At 64.3% G+C, this 20042-nt stretch carries 18 protein-coding genes; 15 read left to right on the forward strand and 3 right to left on the reverse strand.

What is annotated here, in order from left to right; all coding sequences use genetic code 11:
- The 5 genes from rsxC to ABDB84_RS16885 are packed head-to-tail and all read left to right on the forward strand — an operon-like array spanning nucleotide 1 to nucleotide 4195.
- Nucleotides 1-1503: an electron transport complex subunit RsxC gene (gene rsxC, locus ABDB84_RS16865; protein WP_345920932.1), complete on the forward strand. Its 1503-nt coding sequence runs from the start codon at nucleotides 1-3 to the stop codon at nucleotides 1501-1503.
- A complete protein-coding gene (locus ABDB84_RS16870; RefSeq protein WP_345920933.1) occupies nucleotides 1500-2567 on the forward strand; it encodes an RnfABCDGE type electron transport complex subunit D in 1068 nt (355 codons plus the stop codon). The genes rsxC and ABDB84_RS16870 overlap by 4 nt, the downstream gene beginning before the upstream one ends.
- The gene (gene rsxG, locus ABDB84_RS16875; protein WP_345920934.1) at nucleotides 2564-3199 is read left to right on the forward strand and encodes an electron transport complex subunit RsxG; all 636 of its coding nucleotides are present in this window, start codon (nucleotides 2564-2566) and stop codon (nucleotides 3197-3199) included. The genes ABDB84_RS16870 and rsxG overlap by 4 nt, the downstream gene beginning before the upstream one ends.
- Complete coding sequence (locus ABDB84_RS16880; RefSeq protein ID WP_345920936.1) at nucleotides 3196-3897, forward strand: electron transport complex subunit E; 702 nt, start codon at nucleotides 3196-3198, stop codon at nucleotides 3895-3897. The genes rsxG and ABDB84_RS16880 overlap by 4 nt, the downstream gene beginning before the upstream one ends.
- A 13-nt stretch (nucleotides 3898-3910) precedes the next feature.
- Complete coding sequence (locus ABDB84_RS16885; protein ID WP_345920937.1) at nucleotides 3911-4195, forward strand: RnfH family protein; 285 nt, start codon at nucleotides 3911-3913, stop codon at nucleotides 4193-4195.
- A 302-nt stretch (nucleotides 4196-4497) separates the two neighbouring features.
- On the opposite strand, the gene ABDB84_RS16890 is transcribed toward ABDB84_RS16885, so the two are convergent.
- The gene (locus tag ABDB84_RS16890; protein WP_345920938.1) at nucleotides 4498-5949 is read right to left on the reverse strand and encodes a hypothetical protein; all 1452 of its coding nucleotides are present in this window, start codon (nucleotides 5947-5949) and stop codon (nucleotides 4498-4500) included.
- A gap of 778 nt (nucleotides 5950-6727) precedes the next feature.
- Here ABDB84_RS16890 and ABDB84_RS16895 point away from each other — a divergent pair.
- The 7 genes from ABDB84_RS16895 to ABDB84_RS16925 all read left to right on the forward strand — a co-directional run bounded on the left by ABDB84_RS16895 (nucleotide 6728) and on the right by ABDB84_RS16925 (nucleotide 14594).
- A complete protein-coding gene (locus ABDB84_RS16895) occupies nucleotides 6728-7153 on the forward strand; it encodes a DUF2214 family protein (protein ID WP_345920939.1) in 426 nt (141 codons plus the stop codon).
- Nucleotides 7150-7785 (forward strand): TetR/AcrR family transcriptional regulator, encoded by a 636-nt coding sequence (locus ABDB84_RS16900; protein WP_345920940.1) that lies wholly within the window; start codon nucleotides 7150-7152, stop codon nucleotides 7783-7785. Before ABDB84_RS16895 ends, ABDB84_RS16900 begins: the two co-directional genes overlap by 4 nt.
- A gap of 8 nt (nucleotides 7786-7793) precedes the next feature.
- Nucleotides 7794-8927 carry an efflux RND transporter periplasmic adaptor subunit gene (locus ABDB84_RS16905; RefSeq protein WP_345920941.1) on the forward strand — a complete coding sequence of 378 codons (1134 nt, stop codon included), beginning with the start codon at nucleotides 7794-7796 and terminating at the stop codon, nucleotides 8925-8927.
- 1 nt (nucleotide 8928) lies between these two features.
- Complete coding sequence (locus ABDB84_RS16910) at nucleotides 8929-12066, forward strand: efflux RND transporter permease subunit (RefSeq protein WP_345920942.1); 3138 nt, start codon at nucleotides 8929-8931, stop codon at nucleotides 12064-12066.
- Between the two features lie 74 nt (nucleotides 12067-12140).
- Nucleotides 12141-12791, forward strand: coding sequence for a protein-L-isoaspartate O-methyltransferase family protein (locus tag ABDB84_RS16915; RefSeq protein WP_345920943.1), 651 nt, complete (start codon nucleotides 12141-12143; stop codon nucleotides 12789-12791).
- Complete coding sequence (locus ABDB84_RS16920) at nucleotides 12791-13123, forward strand: rhodanese-like domain-containing protein (RefSeq protein WP_345920944.1); 333 nt, start codon at nucleotides 12791-12793, stop codon at nucleotides 13121-13123. The genes ABDB84_RS16915 and ABDB84_RS16920 overlap by 1 nt, the downstream gene beginning before the upstream one ends.
- Nucleotides 13124-13286: 163 nt before the next feature.
- Nucleotides 13287-14594: a TolC family outer membrane protein gene (locus ABDB84_RS16925; RefSeq protein ID WP_345920945.1), complete on the forward strand. Its 1308-nt coding sequence runs from the start codon at nucleotides 13287-13289 to the stop codon at nucleotides 14592-14594.
- Between the two features lie 2 nt (nucleotides 14595-14596).
- Here ABDB84_RS16925 and waaA read toward each other — a convergent pair whose 3' ends face one another.
- On the reverse strand, nucleotides 14597-15862 hold the full coding sequence (gene waaA / locus ABDB84_RS16930; protein ID WP_345920946.1) for a lipid IV(A) 3-deoxy-D-manno-octulosonic acid transferase: 1266 nt from the start codon (nucleotides 15860-15862) through the stop codon (nucleotides 14597-14599).
- Nucleotides 15850-16806 (reverse strand): lipopolysaccharide heptosyltransferase I, encoded by a 957-nt coding sequence (gene waaC, locus ABDB84_RS16935; protein ID WP_345920947.1) that lies wholly within the window; start codon nucleotides 16804-16806, stop codon nucleotides 15850-15852. Before waaC ends, waaA begins: the two co-directional genes overlap by 13 nt.
- A gap of 66 nt (nucleotides 16807-16872) precedes the next feature.
- Here waaC and ABDB84_RS16940 point away from each other — a divergent pair, with 66 nt between their 5' ends.
- The 3 genes from ABDB84_RS16940 to ABDB84_RS16950 all read left to right on the forward strand — a co-directional run bounded on the left by ABDB84_RS16940 (nucleotide 16873) and on the right by ABDB84_RS16950 (nucleotide 19757).
- Complete coding sequence (locus ABDB84_RS16940) at nucleotides 16873-17673, forward strand: glycosyltransferase family 2 protein (protein WP_345920948.1); 801 nt, start codon at nucleotides 16873-16875, stop codon at nucleotides 17671-17673.
- A 3-nt stretch (nucleotides 17674-17676) separates the two neighbouring features.
- Entirely contained in the window at nucleotides 17677-18684 is a 1008-nt protein-coding gene (locus tag ABDB84_RS16945) for an MraY family glycosyltransferase (protein WP_345920949.1), read from the forward strand.
- 65 nt (nucleotides 18685-18749) lie between these two features.
- Complete coding sequence (locus ABDB84_RS16950) at nucleotides 18750-19757, forward strand: NAD-dependent epimerase (RefSeq protein ID WP_345920950.1); 1008 nt, start codon at nucleotides 18750-18752, stop codon at nucleotides 19755-19757.
- Nucleotides 19758-20042 lie beyond the last annotated feature (285 nt).

Raw genomic sequence — 20042 nt, forward strand, 5'->3', positions numbered from 1 at the left:
ATGAGTGCCATTGTCATTCCTCCGATCCGCAAGCTCCTGCAGCGCTGGGGCGTGCATCCGGATAGCCACAAATTCCCCGCCTGCGGCCTGGCCATCGAAGAGGCCGGCTTGCCGCCGCTGCTCACCGTGCCGCTGTCGCAACACGTTGGCGCCGCTGCGCGCCCGGTGGTCGCCGTCGGTGATCAGGTGCTGCGTGGCCAGCTGATTGCCGACGCGGTCGGCAATATCTCGGCGCCGCTGCATGCGCCGACCTCCGGTGTGGTGGTGGCGATTGCCGAAGCCAGCATGCCGCACCCCTCGGGCCTGCCTGATCTGGCGATCCACATCCGCCCCGATGGGCGCGACGAATGGGCGCCCCTGCACGCCGAGCACTATCCGATCAACCTCGATGGCGCCGAAATCGCCCGCCGCGTGGCGGCTGCAGGCATCGTCGGCATGGGCGGCGCGACCTTTCCTTCGGCGGTCAAGCTGGCGCTGGGCGCCAAGAACAAGATCACCACGCTGATCCTCAATGGCAGCGAGTGCGAGCCCTACCTTTCCTGTGACGACCGCCTGATGCAGGAGCATGCGGACGGCATCGTCGAGGGCGCACGCCTGATTCTCAAAGCGACCGGCGCCACGCGGGTGCTGGTCGGCATCGAGGACAACAAGCCCGAAGCGATCACGGCGATGAAGATCGCCGCCAAGGCTTACCCCGAAGTGTTCATCGCCAAGGTGCCCAGCCGCTATCCGATGGGGGCTGACCGTCAGCTGATCCAGACCCTCACCGGCATCGAAGCACCGGCCGATGGACGCGCCGCCGATGTCGGCGTAGTGGTGCACAACGTCGGTACCGCCTATGCCGTGCATCGCGCGCTGCGCTTTGGCGAGCCGCTGACCGAGCGGGTGATCACCGTTGCCGGTGGTGCGGTGCGCGAGCCACGCAATTTGCGCGCGCGCATCGGTACGCCGATGTCCTATCTGTTCGAGCGCTGTGGCGGCCTCGCCAGTTCGCCGGCGCGGGTGGTGGTGGGCGGGCCGATGATGGGGATCGGCGTGCCGAACTTCGAAGCACCGGTGGTCAAGGGCGCCAGCGGCGCACTGGCGCTGACTGCGGCCGAAGTCGGCGAACGCGAACCGAGTGCCTGCATCCGCTGCTCCAGCTGCGTGAGTGCTTGTCCGGTCGGCCTGATGCCGCTGGAAATGGCCTCGCTGATCAATGCCAACGAGCTGGGCAAGGCAGACGACATCGGCCTCGGTGACTGCCTCACCTGTGGCGCCTGCGGCTTTGTCTGTCCGTCGCGGATTCCGCTGGTGCAGTACTTCTACCACGCCAAGGGCGAGCTCTCGGCGATGAGTCGCGACAAGAAACGGCTGGACAACATCAAGGCGCTGACCGATGCCAAGACCGAACGCATCGAACGCGAAAAACGCGAGAAGGCTGAAGCCCACGCCCGCCGCAAGGCCGAGCGCGCCGCCGCAGCCGCCGCCGAAAAACCGAGCAAGAGTGAGGCCGCATCATGAGTCAGGTTCATGCATCTCCCCACGCGCTGAGCAGCCGCACCACCAGCCAGATCATGGGCCTGGTATTGCTGGCGCTCACGCCCGCCACCCTGGCCGGCTTCTGGCAGTTTGGCTGGTCGGCCTTCCTGTTCTGGGCGGTCTGTGTGCTGTCCTGCGTGTTCTTTGAAGCGTTGTGCCTGAACTGGGCCGGCAAGCGCGTGATGCCCGTGCTGTGGGATGGTTCGGCGGTGCTCACCGGTTGGTTGCTGGCCATGTCGATGCCGCCCTGGGCGCCCTGGTGGGTCGGCTTCCTCGGCGCAGCCTGCGCCATCGTGCTGGGCAAGCAGGTGTTTGGCGGATTGGGCTGCAATCTGTTCAACCCGGCGATGGTTGGCCGCACCCTGTTGCTGGTTTCATTTCCGGTGCAGATGACGCAATGGGTCAGCCCGCTGTCGGCGACACTGCCGCACGATTTCAGCCATGCACTGACGCAGATCTTCCTCAACAACGGCGTGCCGGATGCAATGACCAGCGCCTCCTTGCTGGGCCATGTCAAAACCGAACTCAGTCGCGGCGCGCCGCTGATCGACGGGCTCAAGCTCTTCGTGCCCTGGCAGTCCTTCGTCGGCGCGCGCGCCGGCAGTCTTGGCGAAACCTCGGCCTTGCTGATCCTTGCTGGCGGCCTGTTCCTCGTTGCCAAGCGCATCATCGGCTTGCGCATCCCGATCGGCTTCATGCTCGGCCTTGGCCTGCCTGCGCTGATTGCCCACGGCCTCGCGCCTGATGCCTTCATTCCGCTCTCGGCGCACCTGCTCTCCGGTGGCGCCATGCTCGGTGCATTCTTCATCGCCACCGACTACGTCACTTCTCCCAGCGCACCGGCCGGGCAGTGGGCGTTTGCGCTGGGTTGCGGCCTGCTGACCTGGTTGATCCGTACTTGGGGCGGTTATCCCGAAGGTGTGGGCTTTGCTGTTTTGATCATGAACGCGCTGACGCCTCTGCTCGATATGTGGCGGCCGCGCATCTTCGGCCGTAGCCTCACGGGCAAGTCGCTGCCGGCACGCCGTGTGGAGAGTGTGCGATGAGCATCAAATCGAAGCTCGATGAAGTGTGGTTCCAGGGCGCATCCCTGGGTGTCGTGGGCCTGGCGGTGACGGCGGTGCTGGCCGTGGTCTATGACCTCACCAAGGAAGCGATTGCTGCGGCGGGCGAGCGCGACACCCAGCAATCACTCGAACAAGTGCTGCCGCAAGGGTTTGCCGACAATCAGCTGCTCAAGGACACGGTGAAGGTCACCGGCCCCGACGGCAAGCCGCTTACCGTGTATCGCGCACGCAAGCAGGGCGCCATCAAGGCCGCGCTGTTCGAGATTTCCGGCAAGGGCTATGCCGGCCCGATCTCGCTGGTAATGGCCATCGACACCCGTGGCACCGTGCTCGGCGTGCGCATCACTCATCACACCGAAACGCCGGGCCTGGGCGACAAGATCGAAGTGGCCAAGAACCGCTGGATTCTCTCTTTCGACGGTAAATCGCTCGACCAACCCGGCCCCAGTCACTGGGCGGTGAAGAAGGACGGCGGCGACTTCGACCAGTTCGCCGGCGCCACCATCACGCCGCGCGGCGTGGTCGCCACGGTCAAGACGGGACTTGAATATTTCGCGGCCCACAAGCCTGAACTCTTGGGCGAGCCGCTGGCAATGGGAGCAAGCAAATGAGTCATGGTGAAGCGGTAGAAGGGGAAGTGTCGCTCGGCCACGTCGTGCGTGACGGTCTGTGGGACAGCAATGTGGTGCTGGTGCAATTGCTTGGCATGTGCCCGACCATGGCTGTTACCAGCAGCGCCACCAATGGGCTGGGCATGGGGCTGGCCACCATGGCCGTGCTGATCGTCGCCAATGCGGTGATCGCCAGCCTGCGCCACTGGGTCAGCCCCACGGTGCGCATTCCGATCTTCATCGTGCTGATCGCCGGCATGGTGACCCTGGTCGACCTCGCGCTCAACGCCTGGCTGCATGATCTCTACAAGGTGCTGGGCATCTACATCGCGCTGATCGTCGCCAACTGCGCCGTGCTCGGCCGTGCCGAAGCCTTTGCCTCGCGCCAGCCGGTGCTCGCCTCGGCCGTTGATGGCGCCGCCATGGGCTTCGGTTTCACCCTCGCACTGACCGTGATGGGTGGCATCCGTGAAGTCTTCGGCAGCGGCACCTTGTTCGCCAACGCCCACCTGCTGCTCGGCTCGCACTTCGCCTTCCTCGAAATGAAGCTGCTGCCCGAGTCGGCCAATACCTTGTTCATGATCCTGCCGCCGGGCGGCTTCCTCGTGCTCGGCTTCCTCATCGCCGGCCGCCGCCGTCTCGAAGCCTGGCGCGGCAGCCAGAACGCTGCGCTGGCCGTACCGCACGGCGCACACTGAACGGAGAGCCATCATGCAAATCGCCGTCGCCTATGCCACCGTGGTCAAGAAATACTGGCTCAAGCTCGACGTACCGGACGAATGCACCATCGCCGAGGGCATCGAGCGCTCGGGCATCCTCGGCATGTGTCCGGAGATCGACCTCAAGGCGCAGAAAGTCGGCGTCTTCGGCAAGGTCGCCAAACCCGACGCACCCCTGCGCCCCGGTGACCGCATCGAAATCTACCGCGCCATCACCTGCGACCCCAAGAAGGTGCCGCGTGTGAATGGTGGCGATGACGACGACGATGATGAGTAAGCTTCCCCGGTCCTTGCCACAGGCTTGACGCCATTCTCCCGCCGCTGACGCAGCCAACGCACGCCTGAGGTGCAAGCCAAAGGTCGCAAGTTGTGCCGTGACGTATGCACAGCTGCGCAATCCAGTTCGTAGGGTGCAATAACCGAAGGGCATTGCACCGAACGGTTATGGCAAACAAAATCACCCTTCGGTAACTGCGCCAACATCCGGTGCAATGCGCTAACGCTTATTGCACCCTACGGGCTGCGCGGCGTCGGTTTCGGCAGACTGCGTCATGGCTTGGCTTTTGGCGGTAAGTCGCACTAGTTCGCTTCCAGTAAATCAACACAGCACAAGGGCTCTTCGCGGCTTGCGAGTGCAAGCGAGAGGTTTGCCTTGGCCACCAGCTCCATTGGCTTTAGTTGTTGGACATACCATCCGTGCGTGATGCGATCCATACCAGCTCCGGCGAGCTTGGCTACCGTGCGTAGGCTTGCCGTGAGAGCCACACTGTCCAGCCTAGCCCCATGCAGAATCAAATTGCGCTGCCGGTACAGCCGGTGAAATGATTCACCAATCGCGTCGCGGATCGTCTGCAGCTCCGGCCCTGGGTTGTCCAGAAGCTTCTTCAGCCGAGCGATCGCGGTCTGATCGACCTCTCCGCGCATGGCCGGCATGCGTCCCTCGACGATCATTAGCCCAACAGCCCTCGCTCGGTCCCTGTTGCCGGCTACGCCGGCTAGGTCCTGAGAAGCTTCTGGGTGCTGCCTCTCTACGCGGTAGGAAAGTGCCGTCAACTCTGCCCGCGGAAAGGAACACGTCACCAGCGTCGCTAGGTTGTCTGCCGCTGAGGACCTGTCGCTCGGATCCGCCAGGAGTCCCTCGATTGCACCCCAGCCACCTGCAATCGCAGCTGGTGGCGAACTGCCGTCAAGGTGCGCCAGTAATTCCAGTGCAGCATCCACGCTCTGGCTGGCTTCAGTCGAGAACACCCGGTCCTCACGGAATAGCTCCTTGACCCCCACCCCTCGCGATGCCTCTTTCATCGGCGCCGGAGACGGAGCGCCCTTCACCCATAGCAGAGGAAGCTGTCTCAGCGGATTTCCGGTGGCAATCAGCGATCGTGCGGCATACCGGTCTGCTTCGCCTCTGGCTGCGCTTGCCGCGCCTACATGATCGCGAGCCCTTACCTTCAGGAGTATGGCAACCGAGGCGCGAACGTTGGTAGTCGAGAATCCGTTCCCCTGCAACCAAGCCGTGATCGCGTTCCCACGAAGCCAGCTCGACGGGACCCCGTTGGGCATGTCTGGTGTTTCAGCAAACGCCAACAGAACTTCGAACTCACGGCGCGGACTTGCAACCAGCTCCGCCTGCAACGCCTCGCATAGTTGCGGCAGAGTGATCGCTTCGGGCGCATCGACCCTAGACCGAATGAAGTCGTAGAGATATGCGCCGGAGAACCCTGCGTCGAGGAGGTGAGCAGCAACGCTGCGAGAAAAATGCTCCACCGCCACGTTGCTTGCTGCCACAGCCTGACCCCAGCGAGCCAGGTAGTCCCTCGAGACCCGCTCGGACAGCTCGCGTACGCCGAAATGGGCTGGCCCGTCAGCCTTTGGGATCTGCTGGACTTGCTGCCTTAGGAACTGCTTCTCAGCGTCCGTGAAGGCCGGGTGGACTCCCACACGCTTCTGCAGAGAGGAGGCCATCCGCTTGATCGAGCCTTCGCTCAGGTGCCCCTGCTTGGACGCAACGCATGCCTCGAAGAGCTCTTCCATCGCGAGCACCACACCAACCCCCCACAGTGATCGCTGCCATGGGGTGCGCTCAGACAGGAATTCCAGCAGCCTCCAAGCGGCGAGGCCGTCTCGCGAATTGACTATGTTTAGCATATGGGGGTATTATCACCTTAACAGCCATTAATAAGTTAAGTTGGCTCACCGTCTAGTGGGGCAAGACCTGGAAGGAAGCCGCAGTCCAACTGCTCAATCCAGAAAGCTCGCGCCCCCAGTTCTAAAAGAAAAAAGCCCCGCCACTCGGGGCTTTTTTCTTTTGCGCGGCAACGTTCACTAGGCGACAACCAGGAGCCCCTTCTCTCATCCGAGCAACCGCTAGTTTGCTGTCACCGTGAGGCTGGGCCTTGACATTGAGCGGCGGCAGCCGCTACTCAGCAAGTAGCCCGGATGAAGGCTACGCCGAAATCCGGGGCTTTCCCCTGTCGCCGCGATAGGCTCCCGGATTCCGCTACGCTGCATCCGGGCTACGCTTTGAAGGTCTGCTTTGCTTTTCCCAGACCGTCGGCAACGGGCCGGGAACGGCCGATCACCATGACTGGCGCAGTGCTCGTGTAAAAGCTGCACATTGATCGTTCTTTACGGAAGTCGTCTCCAGACTCTGTGCAAATACCTTAATACCGCTTGCCGGGCGCCGGTATTGGCTGCTGGCTGCGCTGCATGCCTGCCATTTCCCTTCAGCCAGAACCCCGTGCCCGATTGACAATTTCCCTGTTCTCCTAATAATGACTGACTGGTTAGTCAGCGAAAAGGGAGGGCAGTGATGAATACGGTGTTGGTCTTGCTGCACTTCCTCGCTGTCGGTGCGCTCGTCGCGGTGTTGTTTGCCGAGTGGTGCCAGCTGCGCGGTCGTCTGGACAGCGGGCAGATCGGCTTTTTGCTCAGGCTGGATCTGAGCTATCTGCTGCTCGCCGTGCTGGCTTTGGCGAGCGGTTTTGCGCGGGCGACGCTGGGCGACAAGCCCTGGGTGTTCTACGCGCATCACCCGGCTTTTCACGCCAAGCTGGGGTTTTTCGTGCTGATCGGCCTGATTTCGGTGGTGCCGACCTTACGCTTCTTCCGCTGGCGCCGCGCAGGGGTGGCGGAACACGCTGAGGTGCTGGCGACGCGTCGCTGGCTGCTGGCCGAGCTGCTCTTGCTGCCCTTGATTCCGCTGTGTGCGGTGCTGCTGGCCCGAGGTGGCTGGTGAGTGCGGCGCTGACTTCACGGCAGCGGCGCAAGGAGGCGCGTCCGGCCGAGTTTTTGGCGGCGGCGCTGGATGTCTTCGTCGAGCGTGGCTTCAGCGCGGCGCGGCTTGAAGAGATTGCCGAGCGCGTCGGCGTGTCCAAGGGCACGCTTTATCTCTACTACGACAGCAAAGAGAGTCTGTTCAAGGCTGTGGTGGAGACCAGCATCGTGCCGACCCTGGCCGAGGGCGAGGCACTGTTTGCCGCGGCGCAGGATGATCCGGCCGCCTTGCTGCGCCAGCTCTTGCGGGTGTGGTGGGAGCGGGTGGGCAACACTCCGCTGGCCGGCATTGCCAAGCTGATGCTGGCTGAAGCAGGCAACTTTCCCGAGCTGGCAGCGTATTATCGTGACAATGTCATCCAGCGCGGCATGCGCTTGCTGACCAGTACCTTGCAGCTGGGCATGGAGCGCGGTGTATTCCGTCGCCATGATCCGGACCTGCTCTGCAAGGTGGTGATCGCGCCGCTGTGGATGGCCAGTCTCTGGCAGTGTTCGTTTGATCTGAGTGGCAAGGGTGAAACGGACTACGCGCACTATATCGAAGTCCATCTGGATGTCCTGATGGGTGGCCTGCTTCAAAAGGTGGATGAATGAGCTTTGCAATGAATCAGCCTCTTGGTCTGCCGCGCTCAGCGGTGTGGATGCTGTTTGCGTCGGCGCTGGCGCTGGCCGGCTGCAGTCGGCCGCAGCATGTCAGTAGCGCGCCACGCGCCGTGGTGGTGATGTCGGTGCCGGCCGGTGACGCGCAGCATGCGCAGCTCTATTCGGGCGAGGTGCGTGCGCGGCTGGAAGGCGATCTGGCCTTCCGCGTTGCCGGCAAGATCATCGAACGCCGCGTCGACGCCGGGCAGAGCGTGAAGAAGGGACAGCTGCTGGCGCGCATCGACGCGCAGGACAGCAGCCTCAACGCCAGCGCGGCGGAAGATGCGGTACGTGTCGCCGAGGCCGATCTGAATCTGGCCAAGGCTGAACTGCAGCGCAGCGAGAGCCTGTTTGCGCAGCACTTTGTCAGCGCCAGTGCGCTCGATACGCGCCGCAGCCAGCTGCAGTCGGCGCAGGCACGTTTGCAGCAGGCGCAGGCGCAGGCGGCGGTGTCGAAGAACCAGCTGGGCTACACCAGCTTGTATGCCGACCGCGATGGTGTGGTGACGGCGATGAATGTCGAAGCCGGCCAGGTTGTCGCTGCAGGGCAGGCGGTGTTGCGCCTGGCTGATCCGTCCAGCCGTGAAGCGCTGATCTGGGTGCCGGAGTCGCGTGTGGCGTCGATCAAGATCGGCGATGCGGCCCTGGTGCGACCCTGGAGTGCGCAGGACCAGACCTTGCCCGGCAAGGTGCGCGAGATTGCCGGCAGCGCTGACAGCACCACCCGCACCTATGCCGTGCGGATTGCGGTGAGTGGCGCCGATGCGCGCATGCCGCTGGGTTCGACGGTGGCCGCCGCTTTCGTCAAGGACGCTGCAGCGGCCAAGGCGGCGGGAACGGCGGAAATCCGTCTACCCCTGCCAGCGGTGTTGCGTGTCGGCGAGCGCAGCCTGGTGTGGGTGCTCGACAAGGACAACAAGGCGCAGCAGCGCGAGGTGAAGGTGAGTGCCTACCGCGATACGGATGCCCTGATCGGCAGCGGACTGCAGCCGGGCGAGCAGGTGGTGGTGGTCGGTGCGCACACGGTACAGGCTGGCATGGCGCTCAAGCCGGTGGAGCAGAGCGCGCCGGTAGCGCTGGATGTGCTGCGCTGATATGAAAAAAGAATACGATACCTCAGGCGGCTTCAATCTCTCGATCTGGGGCTTGCGGCATCCGCAGCTGGTCTTGTTCTTCATCGTCGTGGCGACGGTGATCGGCCTGTTTTCTTATACACGGCTGGGGCAGAGCGAAGATCCACCTTTCACTTTCAAGGTGATGGTGGTGCGCACCAACTGGCCGGGTGCCAGCGCGCGCGAAGTCGAGCAGCAGGTGACCGACAAGATCGAGGCCAAGCTGCGCGAGGCGCCCGAGATCGATGTGCTGTCGAGCTATTCGCGGCCCGGCGAATCGCTGGTGATGGTGCAGGCGCACGACAGTCTGGAGTCCTCGACGATGCCGGCGCTGTGGTACCAGGTGCGCAAGAAGATCGGCGACATCCGCGCCAATCTTCCCACCGGCGTCAATGGCCCCTACTTCAACGACGAGTTCGGCGACACCTACGGCAACATCTTTGCGCTGGTCGGCGAAGGGCTCTCCTATGCCGAGCTCAAGCGCTATGGCGAAGCGGTGCGTGCCGAGTTGCTGCGCTTGCCCGATGTCGGCAAGGTGAGCTTTTTCGGCGCGCAGGATGAACGCGTCTATGTCGAATTCTCGGCGGCGCGTCTGGCCAATGCCGGCATCAGCCCCAGCCTGCTGGCGCAGCAGATCAGCGAGCAGAACGCGCAGCTGGCCAGCGGCTATTTCGAGCTGGCTGACGAGCGCATCTATCTGCGCACCACGGGTGCTTATGCCGATCTGGATGCGCTGCGCAATCTGCCGATCCGCATCAATGGCCGCACGCTTTATCTGCGCGATCTGGCCGAGGTGCGGCGCGGCTATGTGGACCCGCCCAGCGACAAGATGCGCTTCATGGGGCATGAAGCGCTGGGCATCGGCCTGTCGATGACGGACGGTGGCGACATCATCGCCCTGGGCAAGAATCTCGATGCGGCGGTGGAGCGCATCAGCAGCCAGTTGCCGCTTGGTGTGCAGCTCAAGCGGGTGGCCGACCAGCCACGCGCGGTGCGCGACTCGGTGCAGGATTTCGTGCGTTCGCTGACCGAGGCGGTGGTCATTGTGCTGGCGGTCAGCCTGCTGTCGCTGGGCCTGCGCACCGGCATCGTGGTGGCGATCTCGATTCCGGTGGTGCTGGCGATCACCTTCCTGTTCATGCACGTCTTTGACATCGGCCTGCACAAGATCTCGCTGGGGGCGCTGATTCTCGCGCTGGGCTTGCTGGTCGATGACGCAATCATTGCCGTGGAGATGATGGCGGCCAAGATGGAGCAGGGCTGGGAGCGCACCAAGGCGGCGGGCTTTGCCTATGCCTCGACGGCGATGCCGATGCTCTCCGGCACCCTGGTCACCGCGGCCGGCTTCTTGCCGATTGCCACTGCGGCTTCGGCCACCGGCGAATACACGCGCTCGATTTTCCAGGTGACGGTGATTGCCCTGCTGGTGTCCTGGGTGGCGGCGGTGCTGTTTGTGCCCTACCTTGGCTACTACCTGCTGCCCGATTACGCACAGCACGCGCACAAGCCCTCGCTGATGGCGCGCCTGCTTGCCCGCCTGCGCGGCCGGCCCGCGCCGGTGGCGGAACCCGCCGGCGCGCAGCATGACATCTACGACAGCGGCTTCTATCGCGCCTTGCGCACGCTGATCGACTGGTGCGTGCTGCGCCGCTGGTGGGTGATTGGGGCCACGCTGTTGAGCTTCGTGTTCTCGCTGTGGGGCTTTGGCCTGGTGCCGCAACAGTTCTTCCCGGATTCGACACGGCCGGAGCTGCTGGTCGATCTGCGCCTGGCGCAGGGCGCCTCGCACGAGGCGGTGGATCGTGCGGTCAAGCGTTTCGAGGCCGAACTGGCCAAGCAGCCGGGCATCGAGAACTACGTCGCCTATGTCGGCAATGGCAGTCCGCGCTTTTACCTGCCATTGGACCAGAAGCTGCCGCAGACCAATTTTGCGCAGTTTGTGGTGCTCACCCGTGGCATTGCCGAGCGCGAAGCGCTGCGCACGCATCTGATCGCGCTGTTCGACCGCGATTACGCCGAACTGCGTGCCTCGATCAATCGCCTGGAGAACGGGCCGCCGGTCGGCTTTCCGGTGCAATACCGGGTGACGGGGCCGGAGCACGCGCAGATCCAGCAGATTGCCAGCCAGATTGTCAGCCTGATGCGCGCCAGCCCGGATCTGGCCAATGTGCAGAAGGAGTGGGAAGAGGAATCCAAGACCGTGCGCCTGCATGTCGACACCGAGAAGGCGCGCATGGCCGGCTTGTCGCGGCAGGATCTGCAGAACCTCTTTGCCGGCATTCTCAATGGCAGCAAGGTCAGCGAGTTCCGCGAGGGCACCGAGACCATCGAACTGGACCTGCGCGCCAACAAGCGTGACACCTTGATCTCGCGTTTCAACGAGATCAGCCTGCCGGTCGGCAGCGGGCGCGGCCTGCCGCTGTCGCAGATCGCCACGCTTGAATACAGCTCGGAGCCGGGCATTCTGTGGCGCCGCAATCGCATGCCGGTGGTGACTGTCAAAGCCAATCTCTACGGTACCGTGCAGCCGGCCGAGGTGGTGGCTCAGCTGGCGCCGCAGATCGACAAGCTGCGCGCGACGCTGCCGCTGGGCTACCGCATCGAGGTGGGCGGCGCGGTGGAAGAGAGCGCCAAGGGCGGCAGCTCGGTGGCTGCCGGTGTGCCGCTGTTCCTGTTGGTGGTGCTGACGGTGCTGATGCTGCAGCTGCAGAGCTTCTCGCGCGTGGCCATGGTGGTGCTGACCGCGCCCTTGGGCATGGTCGGCGTGACCCTCGCACTGCTGCTCTTCAACAAGCCATTCGGCTTTGTCGCGATGCTCGGCACCATCGCCCTGTCGGGCATGATCATGCGTAATTCGGTGATTCTCATCGACCAGATCGTGCAGGACGAGGCGGCCGGCGTGCCGCGCTGGCAGGCGATTGTCGAAGCCACGGTACGCCGCTTCCGGCCGATCATCCTGACGGCCGCCGCGGCCATCCTGGCGATGATTCCGCTGACCCGCAGCGCCTTTTTCGGCCCGATGGCGGTGGCCATCATGGGCGGCCTGGCGGTGGCGACGGTGCTGACACTGTTCTTCCTGCCAGCGCTTTACGCCGCCTGGTACCGCACAAGAAAAGCATGAGCCAGCCGCGCACAACAGATACGGTCGCCGGGCAGGCAGGTTAGAATCGCGCAAAGCCACAATGAGGACGCATCATGGATTTTGAACAGGCCCGCTTTAACATGATCGAACAGCAGATCCGCCCCTGGGATGTGCTCGATCAGGACGTGCTCGACGCGCTGCGCATCGTCAAGCGCGAAGCTTTCGTCGCGCCGGAACGCCAGGCCCTGGCTTTCAGCGACATCGAACTGCCGATTGGCGGCGGTCAGAGCATGCTGGCGCCGAAGATCGAAGCGCGCGCCCTGCAAGCGCTGGCCGTGCGCCCCGGCGACAACATCCTCGAAATCGGTGCCGGTTCCGGCCACATGGCGGCGCTGCTGGCCTCGCGCGGCGCCTGGGTGCGCAGCATCGAGATCGATCCGCAACTGGTCAGCCTGGCAGCGAAGAACCTCGACCGCAGCGGCGTCGATAACGTCATCGTCGAAGAGGGCGATGGCCTGGCCGGCTGGGCCAGTGCTGCGCCCTACGATGTGATCATGGTCTCCGGCGCCGTGCTGGAGATCCCGCAAGTGCTGCTTGACCAGCTGCGCCCCGATGGCCGCCTGTTTGCCTTCGTCGGTTCGGCGCCGGTGCAGCAAGGCGTGCTGGTGCAGTGCCGCGGTGAAGGCCAGTTCGAACGCTATGGCGTGTTCGAAACCCTGGTGACGCCGCTGCGTTCCGCCCAGGTCGAGAGTTTTTCGTTCTGATGGCCGCCGTCAGCCAGTTGCCGGCCGCCGATCTGGCGGCCTGGTTGCAGGATGCGGGGCGTCCGCAGCCGGTCCTGCTCGATGTGCGCGAGCCGCACGAGTTCGCCTACTGTGCCATCGCCGGTTCGCAGTTGATGCCGATGGGTACGGTGCCTAGCGATATCGACAAGCTGGACCCCGAGGCCGAGATCGTCTGCATCTGTCACCACGGCATGCGCAGCCTGCAAGTGGCGATGTTTCTCAGCTCGCGTGGCTTCGACAAGGTCTTCAATCTCAGCGGTGGGGTGCATGCCTGGGCACAGCAGGTCGATCCGCAAATGCCGACCTACTGAAACGCTTGGCGGCCGTCATGGTGGAGCAGCAGGCAATGCACACGCTCAACGACTGTGCCGGGCATAGGTAGAGCCTGGACGGCTCAACGGAATCACCGCGACTTAAAGTCTTCAGAGCCTTCAGCAACTTTACCCAGTCCATCGAGCAGGAGACAGAGTGTTCATGAAACGCAGCGTGATGTTTGTGCTGGCTGCCTGCGTAGCCATGCAGGTGAATGCAGCGGATCTGCTGGAAATCTATCGTGATGCGCTGATCAACGACGCGCAGTTCGCCAGTGCCACGGCGCAGCTGACGGCGGGCAAGGAAAAGGGCCCGCAAGGCACCGCCAATATCCTGCCGACGGTCAATCTGAGTGGCAGCACGACCTACTCGAATGTCGATGCGACGCTGCCGAGCGAACGCAGCTACGGCTTCAACACCAATACCTATCAGCTCCAGCTGAGCCAGCCGGTGTTCCGCTGGCAGAACTGGATCAATTACAAGGAAGGCGCTTTGCAGGTCGCTGTGGCCGAAGCGCAGTTCCAGGCGGCGCGCAACGATCTGGCGCTGCGTGCAGCACAAAGCTATTTCGACGTGCTCTATGCACAGGACGTGCTGAGCTCGGTGCAGACCCTCAAGTTTGCGGCGGCCGAGCAGCTGCAGCTGGCCAAGAAGAGCTTCGAGGTCGGCACCGTCACCATCACCGACGTCAATGAAGCGCAGTCGAAGTTCGACCTCGCAGCTGCGCAGGAGATTGCCGCGCAGAGCGATCTGGAGGTCAAGCGTCAGGCGCTGAGCCTGCTCTCAGGCAAGCCGCCGCGTCCGCTGTCGGGCCTGCGTAACGGCGTGCAGATCATGCCGCCGACGCCGGCTGCGGTTGAAGCCTGGGTCAGCGCAGCAGAAAAGAACAATGCGGCCGTGCAGGCTTCGACGCTGAATCTGGAAATCGCCAAGCGCGATGTCGACAAGGCGCGTGCCGGCCATCTGCCGACCGTGGATGCCGTTGCTACCTACAGCAACAGCCACGCCGGCAATGGCAGCAGTGGTTCGCCTTCGCTGTCGCGCACGGCTGCGGTGGGCTTGCAGCTGACGGTGCCGCTCTACGCGGGCGGCGCCACGCAGTCCAAGGTGCGTGAAGCCATCGCACTGGCCGACAAGGCCACGGCCGATCTCGAAGCGCAGAAGCGCACCGCCACCCAGGCGGCACGCCAGGCCTTTGTTGGCGTCAGCAGTGGTGTGGCCCAGGTTCGCGGTTACGAGGCTGCCCTGGTCTCGGGCAAGAGCGCGGTCGAATCCAACAAGCTCGGTTACGAAGTCGGCGTGCGCATCAATATCGATGTGCTCAATGCCCAGAGTTCGCTGGCGGACACGCAGCAGAAACTGGCCAAGTCGCGCTACGACACCATCATGTCGCAACTCAAACTCAAGGCGGCGACCGGCGTCATCGAGAGCGCCGACATCGAAGGCGTCAATTCACTGCTCGATAAATAAGCTCAGCCGCGCATGAGCGGCCGCAGCAGCGCCAGCACGCGTGCCGTGGCGCCGCTGTGGCGGGCGCAGAATTCGCGCCCGGCGGCGCCCATCTGCGCGCGCAGCGTCGCTTGGGCGAGCACCGACAGCGCCACGCGCATGCCATCGAGCGGATCGCTGCAGCGGCGTGCGGCGCCCGCGGCGATAGCCAGTTCGGCGGCTTCGGCGAAGTTGAAGCTGGACGGGCCGATCATCACCGGCACGCCAGCGGCGCAGGCTTCGATCAGGTTCTGACTGCCGAAGGGCAGCCAGCTGCCGCCGATCAGGGCCACATCGGCCATGGCGTAATACGCCGCCATCTCACCCATGCTGTCACCCAGCCAGACGCGCACCTGCTCGCCGATCGGCTGCGCGCTGCTGCGCCGTGCCAGCACCAGGCCGCGTTGCGCAGCGAGCGTGGCGACTTCGTCAAAGCGCTGCGGATGGCGCGGCACCAGCACCAGCAGCACGCCGGGCGGCGCCAGCTGGCTAAAGGCGTCGAGCAGCAGGGCTTCCTCGCCGTCGCGTGTGCTGGCGGCCAGCAGAACCGGGCGCTGCACGCACCAGCTGCGAAAACGCGCTGCCGTCTCTGCCGTGCCGGCGGGAATTTCGACTTCGTACTTGATGTTGCCGCAGACCTGCACGGCGCGCCCGCCGGCCGCCCGCAGACGCTGCGCATCGGCCTCGCTTTGCGCGGCAATCTGCGCGAAGCCTGCGAAAGCCTCACGGCTGAGTCCGCCCAGACGTGCATAGCCGCGCGCCGAGCGGGCCGACAGGCGCGCATTGGCGAGCAGCATCGGCACGCCCAGGCGCTGTGCGGCGTGCATCAGATTGGGCCACACCTCGGTTTCCATGATGATGCCGGCCTCGGGCTGTACGCGGCGCAGGAAGCGGCGCGCCAGCCAGGGCAGGTCGTAGGGTAGCCAGCTTTGCTGCACGCGCTCGAACTTGCCGAACAGACTCTTGCCGGTGGCGCGGCCGGTCGGCGTCATGTGGGTGAGCAGGATGCGGTGCTCGGGATAGGCGGCGAGCAGGGCCTTGACCAGGGGTTCGGCGGCGCGCGTCTCGCCGACCGAGACGGCGTGCAGCCAGATCGTCGGCTGGCGGGTGGGCTCGATGCGCGCAAAGCGCTCGCCCAGCTGATGCAGGTATTCCGGCTGGCGGCGGGCGCGCCAGAGCAGGCGGCCGAGCACCAGGGGCATGCCCAGGGCCCACAGCAGGCTGTAGGCGAAGCGACTCAGGGCAGCCATGGGTGCAGGCTCGCCAGAACGCTGTCGACGGCGGGAATCTGCCCGATGCCGCCGAGGTTGATGGCCTGGCGGCCGCCATGTACGCCGGTCAGGGCCGGATCGGTGGACACCGCCAGGGCGACCACCGGACGGTCCAGCGCGGTGGCCAGATGGGTCAGGCCGGTATCGACACCGATCACGCAGTGCGCGCTCTGCAGCACGCTGGCCAGCTCGCTGAGGCTGGCACGCGGCGCGGCGACGGCGTCGGGAATCGCGGCAGCCAGGCGTGCAGCGCGTTCGAATTCACGCGCATTGCCGGCCGGCAGCACGCTGCGCAGGCCGCGTGCGGCGAGGGCGTGGCCCAGCGCGATCCAGTGCGCTTCAGGCCACAGCTTGTCGTCGCGGCTGGTGGCGGTGAGCAGGACGGCGTAGTCGCCGGTGGGCAGCCAGGCCGGCAGCGCTGCTGGCGCTTGCAGGCCGTAGCGCAGCGGCAGGTCGAGCGGGTATTCGCAGGCGGCGGCGGCCAGCCAGCGGTTGCGCTCGACAGCGTGCGCCGAGCGCGGAATCGCGTAACGGCAGTCGTAGGCCAGCGCTGCCAGGCCCTCGCGCGCCACGCCACGCGTGTAGCCGCAACGCAGGCCGCCGGCAAAACGGCTGATCAGCGCGCTTTTGACCAAGCCCTGGGTGTCGATGATGAAGTCGTAATACTGCTCGCCCAGTGCCCGGCGCGCGGCGCCGATTTCGCGCCAGGTGCGTCCCTGGGCCAGCGCCTTGCGCCAGCGCCGCAAGGCCACCGGAATGACCCGCCGCACGCCTGGATGGAGGCGCGGGATTTCGGCGAAGCTCTCCTCGACGACCCAGTCGATGGCCAGCTGCGGCCACATGCGGCGCAGATCGCTGACCACTGGCAGGTTGTGGATGACATCCCCCATCGACGAGGTTTTGACCAGAAGGACTGAGCGCATGAGGCGTAGCGGATGGGCTAGCGTAGAATGGCGGGCCACGGATTATATCGCCCTGCACCGTTCCCGATGGCCAAGAGCTCTGCAACGAATTCTGCTGAACCCTCCCACCAGCCGCTGTCGGCGGTGTTGATCACCCTCGATTGCGCCCACAGTCTGGGCGCCACCCTGGAGTCGCTGGCTTTTTGCAACGAGATCATCGTCGTCGATTCGGGCAGTGAGGACGGCACTCAGGCGCTGGCCGCATCTTTTGGTGCGCGGGTGATCAGCGAACCCTGGCGCGGCTTTGGGCCGCAGAAGCAGTTTGCCATCGACCAGGCGCGTCATGACTGGGTGCTGTGTGTCGATTCGGACGAGATCGTCACCCCGCAATTGCGCGACAACATGCTCAAGGCCCTGCGCCAGCCTGATTACAAGGCTTACGAGTTCCCGCGCTGCAATCGTTTCCTCGGCCGTTACCTGCGCCATGGCGAGGGTTACCCGGATCGCTCCTTGCGCCTCTTCAACCGCCAGCATGCGCGCTGGTCGGATGATGTGGTGCATGAAAAGGTGATCACCCTGGACGTGGTCGGTCAGCTCGAAGGTGACCTGCTGCACCACTCCGAGGAGAGCATCGAGAGCTATATGGCCAAGCAGAATCGCTACACCACGCTGGCCGCCGAAGCGCTTTACGCCGAAGGCACCGACCTGTCGCTGACCAAGCTGTTCCTCAGCCCGATGTTCCGTTTTATCAAGTTTTACTTCTTGCGCGGTGGCTGGCAGGACGGTTTGCCGGGTCTAATCCACATACTGATCGGTTGTTTCAATAGTTTCGCCAAGTACGCCAAGCTCTTCGAGTTTGTCCGCCGTGGCGAACGGCAGCAAGGCTGACGCATGCTCCTCGCCATTCTGATTGTGGCCTTCCTCGCGGCCTGGGGCGGCACCCTGCTGATGCGTCGCTACGCCTTGTCGCGCGCCATTCTCGATGTGCCCAATGCGCGCAGTTCGCATCGCGTGCCGACGCCGCGTGGCGGCGGCGTGGCCTTTGTGCTGGTGTTCCTGCTCGGCTTGCCACTGCTGTGGTGGTTGGAGTGGGTCTTGCCACGCACCGCGCTGGCGCTGGCCGTTGGCGGCAGTCTGGTGGCCGTGGTGGGCTTCATCGATGACCGCCGTTCGCTCTCCAGCCGCGTGCGCTTTGGCTGCCATCTGCTGGCGGCGGCGCTGGCGCTGGGCCTGCTCGGCGGCTGGCCGGTGCTGGAGCTGGGCGTGCGGGCGATTCATTGGGGCGCGCTGGGCTTTGTGATCGGCGTGCTGGCCATCGCCTGGTCGATCAATCTCTACAACTTCATGGACGGCATCGATGGCCTGGCCATTTCGCAGGCGGTGTTCATGGCGCTGGGAACCGCCCTGATCGTCCATCTGGCCGGTGGTGCCTCGTACCCGGCCCTGTTGCTGGCGGCTGCTTGCGGCGGCTTTCTGCTGCTCAACTGGCCGCCGGCCAAGATCTTCATGGGTGACGCCGGCAGCGGTTTTCTGGGCTTTGCCTTCGCGCTGCTGGCCCTGCGTTCGACGCTGGCGCAGCAGACCACCATCTGGCCCTGGCTGATTCTCTACGCGGTGTTCGTCGTCGATGCCAGCTTTACCCTGATCCGCCGCATGCTCAGCGGCCAGCGCTGGACCGAAGCGCACCGCAGCCATGCCTACCAGCACGCTGCGCAGCGCCTGGGCGCCCATCGTCCGGTGAGCTGCGCGGTGATCGCCATCAACCTGTTATGGTTGCTGCCCTTGGCCTGTGCGGCGCGGCAGTGGCCCGAGCAGGGCCCCTGGTTGTGCTTGCTGGCCTGGCTGCCCTTGCTGGGCTTGGCGGTGTATTGGCGGGCGGGCATACCCCAGCAGGCGTGATCTGCGGGCTCGACTAGAATGCCGCGCGATGCGGCCTTGCTTTTGTTTTGCGACGGAAAAATCTGATGAAAGTACTCGTGACCGGTGCTGCCGGGTTTATCGGCATGCATTGCTGCCAGCGCCTGCTGGCACGTGGCGATGTGGTGGTGGGCATCGACAATCTGAATGATTACTACGACCCACAGCTCAAGCTCGACCGTCTGGCGCAGATCGGCGATCAGGCGCGTTTCCGCTTCGAGAAACTCGACATCGCCGACCGCGAGGGCGTCGCCCGCCTGTTCGCGCAGGAAGGCTTTGATCGCGTCATCCACCTCGCTGCGCAAGCCGGTGTGCGCTACTCGATCCAGAATCCGCATGCCTATGCTGACAGCAACCTGCTCGGCTTCGTCAACATCCTCGAAGGCTGCCGCCACAACAAGGTGGCACACCTGGTGTATGCCTCCAGCTCCAGCGTCTATGGCGGCAATGTGAAGCAGCCCTTTGCCGAGCATGACAGCGTGGACCACCCGGTCAGTCTCTACGCCGCCACCAAGAAGGCCAATGAGCTGATGGCGCACACCTACAGCCACCTCTACGGCCTGCCGACCACCGGGCTGCGCTTCTTCACGGTGTATGGCCCCTGGGGCCGGCCGGACATGGCGCTGTTCCTGTTCACGCGGGCGATCCTCGAAGGGCGGCCGATCGACGTGTTCAACCACGGCCGCATGCGCCGCGACTTCACCTACATCGACGACATCGTCGAAGGCGTCATCCGCACCCTGGACCGCGCCCCCGAAGCAGATCCCACTTTCGACCACGCCATCGCCGACCCTTCGCGCTCGCACGCGCCCTACCGCGTCTTCAATATCGGTAATCAGGACCCGGTGGAGCTGATGGATTTCATCCAGGCCATCGAATCCGCCACCGGCCTGAGCGCCACCAAGAACTTCCTGCCCATGCAGGACGGCGACGTACCGGCAACTTTTGCGGATACCTTGGCCCTGACCGAATGGACCGGTCTCAAGCCTTCAACTTCGGTGAATGTCGGCGTACGGCGTTTTGTGGAGTGGTATCGGAATTATTACAGGATGTAAGCTTGTTTAAGGGGGGACGGCGAAAATCGCGGATGTTGTAGAATCGCCGGCTAAGCTGGGCAGTCAAAAATAAAAAACATAACGCGTACGACAAAGAAAAATGTTCAGCCGGAGGGTCCGTAGGAAGCGAATCTCCTGCGGTGCAGATCTGTGTGCGGCTGCCTTTGGCTGCCAATTGGGAGCGATCTTGAAAGCAGTCATTCTTGCAGGGGGCTTGGGTACGCGCATCAGCGAAGAGACCCACCTGAAACCTAAGCCCATGATCGAGATTGGTGGCAAGCCGAT

This window comes from Uliginosibacterium sediminicola, assembly GCF_039631295.1.
Lineage (GTDB): Bacteria > Pseudomonadota > Gammaproteobacteria > Burkholderiales > Rhodocyclaceae > Viridibacterium > Viridibacterium sediminicola.

Excerpts from the sequence above, each read along its gene's own strand:
- rsxC (WP_345920932.1), top strand. The coding sequence starts at position 1 with ATGAGTGCCATTGTCATTCCTCCGATCCGCAAGCTCCTGCAGCGCTGG.
- ABDB84_RS16870 (WP_345920933.1), top strand. The coding sequence starts at position 1,500 with ATGAGTCAGGTTCATGCATCTCCCCACGCGCTGAGCAGCCGCACCACC.
- rsxG (WP_345920934.1), top strand. The coding sequence starts at position 2,564 with ATGAGCATCAAATCGAAGCTCGATGAAGTGTGGTTCCAGGGCGCATCC.
- ABDB84_RS16880 (WP_345920936.1), top strand. The coding sequence starts at position 3,196 with ATGAGTCATGGTGAAGCGGTAGAAGGGGAAGTGTCGCTCGGCCACGTC.
- ABDB84_RS16885 (WP_345920937.1), top strand. The coding sequence starts at position 3,911 with ATGCAAATCGCCGTCGCCTATGCCACCGTGGTCAAGAAATACTGGCTC.
- ABDB84_RS16890 (WP_345920938.1), bottom strand. The coding sequence starts at position 5,949 with ATGGAAGAGCTCTTCGAGGCATGCGTTGCGTCCAAGCAGGGGCACCTG.
- ABDB84_RS16895 (WP_345920939.1), top strand. The coding sequence starts at position 6,728 with ATGAATACGGTGTTGGTCTTGCTGCACTTCCTCGCTGTCGGTGCGCTC.
- ABDB84_RS16905 (WP_345920941.1), top strand. The coding sequence starts at position 7,794 with ATGAATCAGCCTCTTGGTCTGCCGCGCTCAGCGGTGTGGATGCTGTTT.
- ABDB84_RS16910 (WP_345920942.1), top strand. The coding sequence starts at position 8,929 with ATGAAAAAAGAATACGATACCTCAGGCGGCTTCAATCTCTCGATCTGG.
- ABDB84_RS16915 (WP_345920943.1), top strand. The coding sequence starts at position 12,141 with ATGGATTTTGAACAGGCCCGCTTTAACATGATCGAACAGCAGATCCGC.
- ABDB84_RS16920 (WP_345920944.1), top strand. The coding sequence starts at position 12,791 with ATGGCCGCCGTCAGCCAGTTGCCGGCCGCCGATCTGGCGGCCTGGTTG.
- ABDB84_RS16925 (WP_345920945.1), top strand. The coding sequence starts at position 13,287 with ATGAAACGCAGCGTGATGTTTGTGCTGGCTGCCTGCGTAGCCATGCAG.
- waaA (WP_345920946.1), bottom strand. The coding sequence starts at position 15,862 with ATGGCTGCCCTGAGTCGCTTCGCCTACAGCCTGCTGTGGGCCCTGGGC.
- waaC (WP_345920947.1), bottom strand. The coding sequence starts at position 16,806 with ATGCGCTCAGTCCTTCTGGTCAAAACCTCGTCGATGGGGGATGTCATC.
- ABDB84_RS16940 (WP_345920948.1), top strand. The coding sequence starts at position 16,873 with ATGGCCAAGAGCTCTGCAACGAATTCTGCTGAACCCTCCCACCAGCCG.
- ABDB84_RS16945 (WP_345920949.1), top strand. The coding sequence starts at position 17,677 with ATGCTCCTCGCCATTCTGATTGTGGCCTTCCTCGCGGCCTGGGGCGGC.
- ABDB84_RS16950 (WP_345920950.1), top strand. The coding sequence starts at position 18,750 with ATGAAAGTACTCGTGACCGGTGCTGCCGGGTTTATCGGCATGCATTGC.